The sequence below is a fragment of the Paenibacillus phytohabitans genome, from assembly GCF_013141775.1.
In the GTDB taxonomy this organism is placed as follows: Bacteria; Bacillota; Bacilli; order Paenibacillales; family Paenibacillaceae; genus Paenibacillus_AQ; species Paenibacillus_AQ phytohabitans.
In genome coordinates, this window is the sequence record NZ_WHOB01000086.1 from 122,762 (window position 1) to 135,080 (window position 12,319).

Here is a 12,319-nt window from a genome sequence, read left to right on the forward strand (position 1 = left end):
GATATTCAATTTGTAGACGGGCAATTAAGTTGAATACCGCTGGCGGAATGGTTGAAATAAAGAATCAGTGGTATATACTCTACCATAGACACACCAATCGTCATTCTGAAAGATTTAAGGGAAGTAATTTCGATGTTTCAAATAGATCTAAGTAATCGGCATTGCTGGAGCGAGATGGAATCCGGCTGCGTTACCCAGGATGGAACTTATCCATTGTACTTTCAGTTTATGGGAAAAGGGAGTATTGATTTTATGTCATTTGAATTAAAAGCTTCTAAAAAGAGGATTTAAAGATGAAGTATAGAGATTTAATTAAGGAAATGACTTTAGAAGAGAAGGCTTCCCTAATGTCAGGGAAAGATTTCTGGACCACTCAAAATATTGATCGTCTTGGAATCAGTAGTATGTTTCTTGCCGATGGTCCGCATGGGATTAGAAAGCAGGCAATAGCATCAGATAAGCTGGGACTAAATGCAGGGATTCCCGCAACTTGCTTCCCAACAGCTGCGACAGTAGCGAATAGCTGGAATGTGGAATTGGGGGAGAAAATCGGAGAATATCTTGGGCAAGAGGCGGTTGCCCAGAAAGTTAATGTGCTTTTGGGACCTGGAGTTAACATGAAGAGAAATCCTCTATGTGGTAGAAATTTCGAGTATTTCAGCGAAGACCCTTATCTTGCCGGTAAAATGGCTGCTGGGTATATCAGAGGTGTTCAATCACATGGAATTTCAGCTTGTGTGAAGCATTTTGCTGTGAACAATCAGGAAGAAAGACGCATGGCTATTGATACAATCGTTGATGAAAGAACGCTCAGAGAAATCTATCTGACTGCATTTGAAATTGCAGTGCAAGAAGGCAAGACTAAGACCGTCATGACTTCCTATAATAAGTTAAACGGGACTTACACCAATGAAAACATGCACTTAATGCAAGAGATCTTGCGGAAAGAATGGGATTTTAACGGAGTAGTGGTCACAGATTGGGGCGGCAGTAATGATCGTATAGCGGGACTGCTAGCCGGGAATGAGCTGGAAATGCCGACAACCGCAGGGGAAACAGATCGGGAAATTATCCAGGCCATTCAAACCGGGAAAATTAAAGAGGAAGTACTGGATGAATGTGTAGACAGATTACTGGAGCTTATTTTTACAACAGAGGAAGCCTATAAGAAGATTCATGTTGATTTTGATGTGGATAGGCATCACAGAGTAGCACAGAAGGCTGCGGAAGAGTCTATTGTCCTTTTAAAAAATGACGGGAATATATTACCGCTGAAATTCGGTAAAAAGGTTGCGGTAATTGGAGATTTTGCCAAAGATGCACGATACCAGGGGGCAGGATCCTCTATTGTAAATCCGACCATTCTGGATCATACATTAAATTGTTTTGAAGAATCGGGAATTGTCAGTATTGGGTTTGAAGCGGGCTTTGAACGCTATGGAAAGAAAAATGCTGAAAAAGTAAAAAGCGCATGCCTGCTCGCAGAAAAAGCAGATGTTGTACTTCTATATATTGGCCTAGATGAAGTTACTGAAGCAGAGGGACTTGACAGGCAGAATATGAAAATTCCTGAGAATCAGATAGATTTATTAGATGCCGTATTTAGTGTTAATCCCAATATTGTGGCAATTCTTTCTTGCGGTTCTGCAGTTGAAATGCCGTGGATTGGTAAAGTAAGAGGATTGGTACACGGTTATTTAGGCGGACAAGCAGGAGCCCGATCAATTCTTAGGGTTTTGTCAGGGGATGTGAATCCTTCAGGCAAATTGGCCGAAACATTCCCTCTTCAATATGAGGATACACCCTCTCTTCTTCATTTCTCAGGTAAAGAGGTTACGGTTGAGTATAGGGAAAGTATATTTATTGGTTATCGTTACTATGATACTGCCAATGTTGATGTGCTCTTCCCGTTTGGATTTGGGCTCAGCTATACAACATTTGAATACTCGGATATTCAGATTGCTAAGGATGGAGTAACATTCAAGCTAACCAACTCGGGGAGAGTAGCCGGAATGGAAATTCCGCAGCTTTATGTCCGATGTAAATCCGATGCGATTTTCAGACCTAATATGGAGCTGAAGGGATTTGTTAAGATTTTTATAAATGCAGGTCAAACGAAGACGGTTACTATTCCATTTGACGACAAGACATTCCGGTATTTTAATGTGATAACAAATCAATGGGAAATTGAAGAAGCGGAGTATGAGATTATCATTGGTGCATCAAGTGCTGATATCAGACTAACGGGTATCCTTGCAGTAGAGGGGACGGGAGCGCCTATCCCATACAATAAGATTAAGCTTCCATCTTATTATTCTGGAAAAGTAAATAATGTCGATCTAGAGGAATTTGAATATTTGCTTGGAGATAAAGTGCCTATTTCCACATGGGACCGTACACAACCACTGGGTTATAACGATACGATTGCGCAATGTCAGTATGCAAAGGGCAGAATTGCAAGATTATCCTATCATACAATCGTTTTTGCACATTGGTTTTTGAGGAAAATAGGCAAGCGGGACACAGCGAATCTAATAATGATGTCCATTTATCATATGCCGTTCAGAGGAATAGCGAGAATGACGGGCGGTGTAGTGAATATGCCAATGCTGGACGGGATTTTAATGATTGCAAACGGGCATTTCTTTAAAGGGTTGAACCATGTAATTAAAGAAAGAAAAAAGATGCGAAAATACCGTAAAAGCATCAAAACAGTAGAAATAGGCAGTAGGCAGAGATATGAATAAAGACGCATTAGAGTGTTTTATCAAAGTGTATGAGAAGAAAAGCGTGACGTCAGCGGCCAAGGACTTGTTTATATCTCCGCAAGGATTAAGTAAAACTATAAAACTGTTAGAATTAGATGTAGAAGCAGAGTTATTCTTCCGAGGTCCCCATGGAATGGAGGCTACTGATTGCGGAGAGTTATTGTATGCACGGGCTAAACATCTCTGTTATCTTATGGATGATATCAAGAAAGAAATTGGTATCATGAGCGGAGGAAAGAGCACTTTAAATGTCCTGGTTAATTTCTCCACAACCCCCTCTGTTCCACCAGATATATTGTTTGGATTTACCAATATGTATCCTCAATTCCAAATGAGACTAAGAGAATTCCCGGATGAGTACCCAATAGGCCGAATATTTCAAGAGGAATTTGATGTCGGGATCGTATTGGGACAGCAGGAAATTGATAATTGTGAAATTGAATTAATTCAATTATGTGAAGTAGTGGCGGTTGTCTCCAAAAAGCATCGGTTGGCAGGAAAAGATGAAATTTCGATAATGGAATTAGAACATGAACAACTCGTCTTGAAATCTGTGGAAAAAGGGAAGGAGCACAGTTTAATAGATAAATGTTTAGAGCATGGGTTTACTCCTCATGTTGTCCATGAATTTAGCAATGTTGCTACTGCACACATACTGTGCGAAGAGAGTGGATATCTGGCCATTTCAGTAGATCTTGTGGAAGAGTTCTATAACAATGAAAATTTGAAAATTATTAGATTAATCGAAAAGATTCCCCAGAATATTTATTTGGTCAGCAGAAAAAGAGATATTCAGACTAGAGCAGTTTCATTATTTCTTAGTTACATTAAAAATTATATCAATGAGAAAACAGGTCATATTGATGTGGAGTAATACATCATATGACCTGTTTTTTTATGCTTTAAACTAAAAGTTTATCCCTCTAACTTTTTGGTTGATGGAGAATTCAATAGATAGGAGGTAGTATGAAAAGTGCGGGATGAAATTTTGAATTTACGTATATATAGAAAATGTAAGGGAGGGGGAGTAAGTAAATGAAAGCGTAGACAATCCCCTTTCTTATAATTGGAGAGAGTTCCTGTAGGTGGAGACATACTAAATTACAAAAAGAGGAATCTAAATGAAATATAAAAGTTTGATTGGGAAAATGACTTTGGAAGAGAAAGCATCTTTAATGTCAGGAAAAGATTTTTGGACAACTCAAAACATAGATCGTCTTGGAATCCCCAGTATATTTTTGGCGGATGGACCGCATGGCATTAGAAAACAGGCAGCAGCAGCAGATCATCTGGGCCTTAATGCGAGTATACCGGCAACTTGTTTTCCAACAGCTGCGACGGTAGCCAATAGCTGGAACTTAGAACTTGGCGAAAAGCTTGGAGAGTATCTTGGGGAGGAAGCCGTTGCACAGCAAGTCAATGTTCTTCTGGGACCTGGTATTAATATGAAAAGGAATCCTCTTTGTGGAAGAAACTTTGAATATTTCAGTGAAGATCCATACCTTGCTGGTAAGATGGCTGCCGGTTATATTCGAGGTATTCAATCACATGGGATTTCAGCATGTGTGAAGCATTTTGCAGTGAACAACCAAGAAGAGCGACGGATGTCCATTGATACCATTGTCGATGAAAGAACGCTTAGAGAAATCTATCTGACTGCATTTGAAATTGCAGTTAAGGAAGGCAAAACGAAAACAGTTATGTCCTCCTATAATTTGTTGAACGGAAGTTACACGAATGAAAGCACGCATTTGATGAAAGAAATTCTGCGAGATGAATGGGATTTCGATGGGGTAGTTGTCACTGATTGGGGCGGCAGTAATGATCGTGTAGCAGGCTTGTTAGCAGGTAATGAATTGGAGATGCCAACAACAGCAGGCGAGACCAATGAAGAAATCATTCGAGCTATTCAAAGCGGTGAAATTGCAGAAGAAGCATTAGATGAATGTGTAGATAGACTGCTTGACCTTATATACACAACGGAGATAGCTTCTAACAGGCCTAATGAGTATAGTGTGGAAAAGCATCATAAGGTAGCACAGTGGGCGGCAGAAGAGTCCATAGTTCTTCTTAAAAATGACGAGAAAATATTACCCCTGAAAAAAGGGAATACGGTTGCCGTGATTGGAGATTTTGCAAAATCCCCTAGATACCAGGGAGCTGGATCCTCTATCGTAAATCCAACCATACTCGATAATGTTTTAGAATGTTTTGACAACTCGGATATTATCAGCATCGGATATGAGCCGGGATTTGAACGTTACGGAAAGAAGAATTCAAAGAAAATAAGTAAGGCTTGTGACCTTGCTAAAAAGGCAGATGTTGTCCTGCTCTATTTGGGACTTGATGAAGTTACGGAAGCTGAAGGATTAGACAGACAAAGCATGAGGATACCGGAGAACCAGATTGATTTATTAAATTCTTTGTGTGAAGTGAACCCCAACATTGTGGTGATTCTCTCTTGTGGTTCCGTGGTAGAAATGCCCTGGATTAATAAGGTTAAAGGATTAGTGCATGGTTATTTAACTGGGCAAGCTGGTGCGAGAGCCACAGTTAGGATTTTAACAGGTGATGTAAATCCTTCGGGAAAGCTGGCAGAAACTTATCCCGTTCGTTATGAAGATACCCCTTCCTACTACCAGTTTCCGGGTAAGGAGGTTAGCGTTGAATATAGAGAGAGCATTTATATCGGCTACCGTTATTATGATACGGCAAATAAGAAGGTGCTTTTCCCGTTTGGTTACGGACTTAGCTATACAGACTTTGAATACTCGAACATTCAGGTATTCAAGGATCGGGTAACATTTAAATTGACTAATACCGGAGATGTATCTGGTATGGAGATTGCTCAACTGTACGTAGGTTGTATGTCAAAGGATATTTTCAGAGCAAAAAAGGAACTGAAGGGATTTACTAAAGTGTTTTTGGAAGCGGGTGAAACTAAAGAGGTAACCCTGTCATTTGATGATATAACCTTCCGCTACTTCAATGTGAAAACAAATAAATGGGAAGTTGAAGAAGCGGAGTATATGATCAGTATTGGTGCTTCAAGTGCTGATATCAGATTGAAAGGCACCTTATTGGTGGAAGGAACAGGTGCACCACTTCCATATGATAAGGAGAAGCTTCCCACCTATTACGCAGGTGTAGCAAGCAATGTCAGCTTAGATGAATTTGAGAATCTGATTGGATATAAAGCACCTGTGTCTAAATGGGATAGATCACAGCCACTGGGTTACAATGATACGATTGCCCAGTGCCAGTATGCAAAGGGGGGCGCTGCAAGATTTGCATACCATTTGATGGTTTTTGCACATTGGTTCTTAATTAAGATTGGAAAAAGAAGTACAGCTAATATCATCATGATGTCTATCTATCATATGCCCTTCAGAGGTGTTGCAAGAATGACAGGCGGTATTATAAATATGCCAATGCTGGATGGAATCTTGATGATCGTAAATGGTCGTTTCTTCAAAGGATTCAATCATGTACTAAAGGAAAGAAGTAAAATGGTGAAGGTCGCTAAGGTAAAAAAGACCATGCCAAACGCGATAAAGGAGACGTAGAATAAAATGAATGATATAAATATCAATAATAAAAAATCAGGTACGGGTTTAGTGGGTTTTTGGAATAATTACAAGGAACAGCATCCCAGTATTGCCCAGTTTCTAGTCTTCTTTTTGCTTAGTACCGGAATGACAGTGTTACAACTGATTATGATGCCTGTGTTCAAAGGTATATTTGCACAAACAACATTAGTCGATACAAGCTTTCGAATTTTGCAGTTTGGCCATAATTTTGATGGAAGTGATTATTATCTGTTTGATTATGGATCAGGTTCACTTGCTTCCGGCGGTGGAGGCGGGCTTGCCTATTTCCTCGCAGTTCAAATCACGATTGGAGTTGCCCAGATCATTAACTTTTTCTTACAGAGGAACATTACATTTAAGTCTAACAGTAATATTTGGACGGCTGCCTTCTGGTATGTATTGGCCTATTTTGTAATAACAATAGGTGCTGCTGCAGCTCAAGGGTTTTACAAAGCCCCTGTTTATAATTTGTTGATGAATACTTGGGGGATGGGCTCGTTTGGTGAGACAGCAGCGGATCTTATTACAATGATGATTAATGCTGCAATTTCCTTCTGGGTATTCTATCCGATATTTAAAGTAATTTTTAAACAAAATCCAGAAAAATAGGGAAGTAAAGGTAGTGTTCGTATGAAATTATTATCAGTGGTAATTCCTTGTTATAACTCACAAGACTATATGAGATATTGCATTGAGTCCCTTTTGCCGGGGGGCGAGAATGTAGAGTTACTGATAGTAAATGATGGTTCCACGGATCAGACCGGATCAATTGCGGATGAATATGCCCACAAATATCCGTCTATAATTAGAGTGATTCACCAGGAGAATGGCGGACACGGAGAAGCTGTTAATGCCGGTATCCGAAACGCGGGCGGGTTGTACGTAAAGGTAGTGGACAGTGATGATTGGGTAGATACAAGAGCCTATCTCAAAATTCTAAAAACCCTACATGATTTTGGTACAGCAGAGAACTCCATGGATATGGTTATCAGTAATTTTGTATATGAAAAAGAAGGCGCAAAATATAAGAAAATTATGAAATATGATAATGTGCTTCCCGAGGGAATCATTTTCTCCTGGGACGATATTAAGCGTTTTCGTAAAGGACAATATATCTTGATGCATTCTTTAATTTACAGAACCCAGCTGCTAAAGGATTGTGGATTGGAGCTTCCGAAACACACCTTTTATGTAGATAACTTATTCGTATATGTACCGCTCCAGCATGTTAAGAAAATGTACTATATTAATGTGGATTTTTACAGATATTTTATTGGCAGAGAAGATCAATCGGTCCAAGAAAATGTCATGATCAAAAGAATCGATCAACAGATTAAGGTTAATAAGCTTATGATTGAACAGGTGCAAATTAGTAGTATTGAAAGCCCTAAGCTTCAGCAATATATGCTTCATCATTTGGAAATAGTGACGGTCATATCCGGTTTCTTCTTAATACGTTCAGGAACGGCTGAGAATCTGGAGAAGAAGAAGGAACTGTGGAGGTATATTAAGCGCAAAGACGTAGAGCTGTACCGTGATCTCAGATATGGTATTATGGGTGGTTTATTGAATTTACCAGGCCGCCCAGGACGCAGTATTTCAGTTGGAGCATACAAAATAACGCAAAGACTAGTTGGTTTTAACTAAAACATGGATAATCGCTATAAGCCTTGAACGGGTGTGGAAGAGACTCCGAACCATTTCGCCGTGGTTCTATCTCTGCACTCGTTTTTTCTTTGTATAACAAAATATTATTGGAGAGTGACATTTATGAATATAAAGTATGACTATCTAATAGTAGGAGCGGGTTTATATGGTGCTGTGTTTGCTCATGAAGTGAGAAAAGCAGGGAAAACATGCCTGATCATCGATAAACGGGACCATATTGCAGGAAATATATATACCGCAAAGATTGATGGTATTCAGGTGCATAAATATGGTGCGCATATTTTTCATACCAGCAATAAGGAAGTGTGGACATATCTAAACCAGTTTGCTGAATTCAACAGATACATTAATAGTCCTATAGCAAATTATCATGGTGAAATCTTTAATTTGCCCTTTAATATGAATACATTTAATAAACTGTGGGGAGTTGTAACACCGGATGAGGCCAAGAGGAAGATAGAACAGCAGCGTAAAGACAATTATGTTGAGAACCCTCAGAATTTAGAGGAGCAGGCTATCAACCTGGTTGGTGTAGATGTATATAACAAACTCATTCGTGGCTACACGGAGAAGCAATGGGGTCGTTCTTGCAAAGAAATACCTGCATTTATTATCCGCAGACTGCCCGTTAGATTTACTTACGATAATAATTATTTCGATGATCCCTATCAGGGTATACCCATTGGGGGATATACAGGAATGATTGAACGAATGATTGAAGGGATTGAAGTGAGGCTGGGGACAGATTACCTTGTTGATAAAATGAAATGGGATGAACTCGCTGATAAGATAGTCTATACGGGTCCAGTCGATGCTTATTACGGCTACAGATTTGGTGTTTTAGATTATAGAAGTTTAAGGTTTGAAACAGAGGTTATAAATATGCCTAACTATCAGGGAAATGCTGTAGTGAATTATACAGACAGCAGAACACCGTATACTCGCATAATTGAGCATAAGCACTTTGACTTTGGCACTCAGCCTAAGACAGTGATTAGCCGCGAATACAGTGAAGAATGGAAACGGGGGGACGATCCATATTATCCCATTAATGATAGCAAAAACAGTGTGTTGTATGAAAAGTATAAAGCATTAACAGAAACTCAAAGCAATGTAATATTTGGCGGCCGCCTGGGGGAATACAAGTATTATGATATGGATAAAGTTGTAGAAGTTGCTCTGCAGAAGGTAAGAGAGGTTTTGCAGGTGTCATTATAATCCGAATGAGTCAATACTTCCTCTGAACCTCAAGAAAAGGAGTTTAAACTAAATTGAATATTACCCGAACACTTCGTTTTAGATTAACACTACTCATTTTGTTGCTGACGCTCATACCTCTTTTTAGCCTTGCCATATTTCAAATTAATCAGTTTGAAAGCGGGACCACTCACAGCATTGATAACCAAAAGCTGGACTTGGCAGAAAACAATGCCTCCTCTATTGATCGCTGGCTGAACACTAAGGTTTCAGCCATTAATGAGGTGCTTAGTGCAACGAAAGGATATTATCAACTCGAATCATCACAGAAATTAGCTGCCGTTCAAGCAATTGATCAGACTGATGTGGAAGTCGTTTCAATTAATGTTACCGAAGCGAGTAATGAGGAAGAGAGTGATTTAGCTACCCAAGAATTTTATCAAAGAGCAAGGAGTACGAAAGAACCGGTCATAAGCGATTTACTCCCCGGGTTTACAACTGAGGCGAATCTAATTATGCTCGCTATCCCATATTTGGATGACAAGAATGAGTATCAAGGTATGATAATAAGTGTTTTTACTGGGAGTGTATTGAAGCAATCCATTGGGCAAATTCAACTTGAGGAAACAGGATATGGAGTATTGCTATCCAGCAAAGGAGACTTCATGTATCATCCTGATGCTGGGAAATTGAACGCTCATTATCAAAATACGCTAAAAAGCGAAAGTATGCTTGACGCATTCACCAATTCAATTTTAGTAAAGGAACACGGATCAATTATCTATACCGATGATGACGGTATAAAGAGAACAGCAGCTTTCTCTACAGTTCAAAGTACAGGTTGGAAAGTACTCGTTACAGTGCCGGAGGAAGAAGCCTATGCAAAGGTTCATTCAGCGCTTACAACTACCAGGAATATCATTATATTTACTATAGTATTGGTGATATTTATATCAATTATTATGACAGGTTTAATTACTACTCCCATAAAACGTCTTTCAAAGTTTGTGAATTTTATGGCGCAAGCTGATTTTACATCAGTTATTCCTGTGAAAATTGCAAAGCGTAAAGACGAGATAGGGCAATTGGCTCAATCTTTGGAGAAGATGTCAGGATCTATTCGTGAAATCCTTAATCAGGTGAACGAAGAAACATCGAATGTGAAATCTAATATCACCCATTCTGCGCATAGCATGTACATGCTGGGAACTCAGGTGGAGGAGGTTTCAGCAACAACCGAGGAGATGTCAGCCGGTATGGAAGAGACAGCAGCGATGGCCCAGCAAATGAACGAAACTTCTGTGGAAATTAAGCAAGCCGTAAGTTCGATTGCTGATAAGGCACAAGTTGGATCAGCTATGGCTGAAATGATTTCAGATCGAGCGAAACAGTTGAAGGGGACAGCAATAGCCTCAAGGGATGAAGCGCATTTAATATACAATGCCATCGATACAGAATCTAGGTTAGCGATAGAACAAGTCACGGCTATTGAGCAGATTCATCTACTGACAGACTCTATTCTGCAAATTACATCTCAAACGAATCTATTGTCGTTAAATGCCGCTGTAGAAGCTGCCCGTGCTGGGGAAGCAGGCAAAGGATTTGCTGTAGTTGCAAGCGAGATTCGAAAATTGGCGGAGAATTCGGCGAACACGGCTAGTGAAATCCAGAGAGTCACATATAACGTAATTGATTCTGTAAAGGGATTAACGGTAAGTTCTAGAAAAGCATTAGAGTTCATTGATAAGAAGGTTATTAAAGATTATAACGCGATGGTTGATACTGGGGAACAATATTACAATGATGCTGAGTCTATACAACTTCTGGTTACAGACTTCAGTGCGACTGCAGAACAATTACTTGCTTCCATACAAAATGTAGTTTATTCCATTAATGAAATCACCGCTTCAAATAATGAAAATGCTCAAGGAACGAGCGACATTGCGGAGCGATCCTCGGATTTGCTTAGCCAATCTACGGAAGTGGCTAAGCTAATGAAAGTCTCAGAGGAAACAGCACAAAAGTTACTGACAGCTGTGTCTAAATTTATAATATAATTATGATTCCTTTTGGTTTGAGCCAGACGTTGCATTTTTTAGCGGGTCTGACTCGGACTTTTTAGTAATGTACGGTGGATTTAATATTAGATAAAAGAGTTCAACATGAATTTTGCAGATGCAGTTAATTCTCTTTTACTTTCCGGAGTATCCTTGCCTGTAGTGGTGAAAGCATGAAAACATTTCGTATACTCGGTTGTCTCAACGAATACTCCTGCTTTTCTGGCTTTTTCAGCAACATACTTACTGTCAATGGCCAAAAACTCACCTTTATCATACACAATCTTCATCGGTGGCAAACCTTTAAAATTAGCAAGGATAGGTGAGATGTAAGGATTATTTAGATCTTGATTAGGAGCATACATCTTTGTAAGCTGATTCATTCCAGCAGCGGATACAGTTGTTTCATCAGGACTATCTTTTCTCACTATTCTACCTGACATATCAGCGACAATACTATTGATAACAAGTGATGCTGGCAATTTAAACTTCTCATCCCGTGCCTTTAGGGCAATCACTAAAGTTAAATAAGCGCCGCCACTTTCTCCAATAATACTTATTTTACAATTTGGATTTTTTTCGATCAGATGTTTATAAACTGCGTAGGAGTCATCAAATCCTGCAGGAAAAGGATCTTCGGGAGCTAGGCGGTATGAACAGGCGACTACTGTACAACCTGTGGCGAGCGCCAACTGAGAAGAGTACGGGCCTGCAGTTAGGCGATCTCCCGTAACTAATCCTCCACCATGAACATAATAGACGATGTTATTACTAATAGGTTTCTCAGGTTCAAAGATGGCAACATCGACTCCAGCGAAAGTATCCAAATGTAACTTTACACCCTTCTCAACTTTATGTCCTGCATATGCTTTTTGAAGCACTCCGCGTATTTTTTTGACATCCATCTGATCAGTGTCAAACATTCCTTTGCTCATCTTTTTCACCATAAACCGAACGAATTTCATTTTGAATGACATATATATTTCCCCTTTAGATTACTCTGAATATCATTTGCTAATCTTAATTTACACTTTTCAAA

The 12,319-nt window shown here is 39.5% G+C and carries 8 protein-coding genes; 7 read left to right on the forward strand and 1 reads right to left on the reverse strand.

Annotation, left to right across the window (positions count from 1 at the left end; all coding sequences use genetic code 11):
* The first annotated feature begins 293 nt into the window (after positions 1–293).
* The 7 genes from GC101_RS28250 (at position 294) to GC101_RS28280 (ending at position 11,280) form a co-directional block, all read left to right on the forward strand.
* Complete coding sequence (locus GC101_RS28250) at positions 294–2,747, forward strand: beta-glucosidase family protein (protein WP_171720047.1); 2,454 nt, start codon at positions 294–296, stop codon at positions 2,745–2,747.
* Complete coding sequence (locus GC101_RS28255; protein ID WP_171720048.1) at positions 2,740–3,642, forward strand: LysR family transcriptional regulator; 903 nt, start codon at positions 2,740–2,742, stop codon at positions 3,640–3,642. The genes GC101_RS28250 and GC101_RS28255 overlap by 8 nt, the downstream gene beginning before the upstream one ends.
* A gap of 247 nt (positions 3,643–3,889) precedes the next feature.
* Positions 3,890–6,334 carry a beta-glucosidase gene (locus GC101_RS28260; RefSeq protein ID WP_171720049.1) on the forward strand — a complete coding sequence of 815 codons (2,445 nt, stop codon included), beginning with the start codon at positions 3,890–3,892 and terminating at the stop codon, positions 6,332–6,334.
* Between the two features lie 6 nt (positions 6,335–6,340).
* Positions 6,341–6,967 (forward strand): hypothetical protein, encoded by a 627-nt coding sequence (locus GC101_RS28265; protein ID WP_171720050.1) that lies wholly within the window; start codon positions 6,341–6,343, stop codon positions 6,965–6,967.
* Between the two features lie 21 nt (positions 6,968–6,988).
* The gene (locus tag GC101_RS28270; protein ID WP_171720051.1) at positions 6,989–8,005 is read left to right on the forward strand and encodes a glycosyltransferase family 2 protein; all 1,017 of its coding nucleotides are present in this window, start codon (positions 6,989–6,991) and stop codon (positions 8,003–8,005) included.
* A 123-nt stretch (positions 8,006–8,128) separates the two neighbouring features.
* Positions 8,129–9,244 (forward strand): UDP-galactopyranose mutase, encoded by a 1,116-nt coding sequence (gene glf, locus GC101_RS28275; RefSeq protein ID WP_171720052.1) that lies wholly within the window; start codon positions 8,129–8,131, stop codon positions 9,242–9,244.
* A gap of 53 nt (positions 9,245–9,297) precedes the next feature.
* Complete coding sequence (locus GC101_RS28280) at positions 9,298–11,280, forward strand: methyl-accepting chemotaxis protein (RefSeq protein WP_171720053.1); 1,983 nt, start codon at positions 9,298–9,300, stop codon at positions 11,278–11,280.
* A gap of 86 nt (positions 11,281–11,366) precedes the next feature.
* On the opposite strand, the gene GC101_RS28285 is transcribed toward GC101_RS28280, so the two are convergent.
* Positions 11,367–12,257, reverse strand: a complete 891-nt coding sequence (locus tag GC101_RS28285; RefSeq protein WP_171720054.1) for an alpha/beta hydrolase fold domain-containing protein — start codon at positions 12,255–12,257, stop codon at positions 11,367–11,369.
* Between the last annotated feature and the right edge of the window lie 62 nt (positions 12,258–12,319).

Coding starts and splice junctions, on each gene's coding strand:
- GC101_RS28260 (WP_171720049.1), top strand. CDS start 3,890: ATGAAATATAAAAGTTTGATTGGGAAAATGACTTTGGAAGAGAAAGCA.
- glf (WP_171720052.1), top strand. CDS start 8,129: ATGAATATAAAGTATGACTATCTAATAGTAGGAGCGGGTTTATATGGT.
- GC101_RS28285 (WP_171720054.1), bottom strand. CDS start 12,257: ATGTCATTCAAAATGAAATTCGTTCGGTTTATGGTGAAAAAGATGAGC.
- GC101_RS28270 (WP_171720051.1), top strand. CDS start 6,989: ATGAAATTATTATCAGTGGTAATTCCTTGTTATAACTCACAAGACTAT.
- GC101_RS28265 (WP_171720050.1), top strand. CDS start 6,341: ATGAATGATATAAATATCAATAATAAAAAATCAGGTACGGGTTTAGTG.
- GC101_RS28250 (WP_171720047.1), top strand. CDS start 294: ATGAAGTATAGAGATTTAATTAAGGAAATGACTTTAGAAGAGAAGGCT.
- GC101_RS28255 (WP_171720048.1), top strand. CDS start 2,740: ATGAATAAAGACGCATTAGAGTGTTTTATCAAAGTGTATGAGAAGAAA.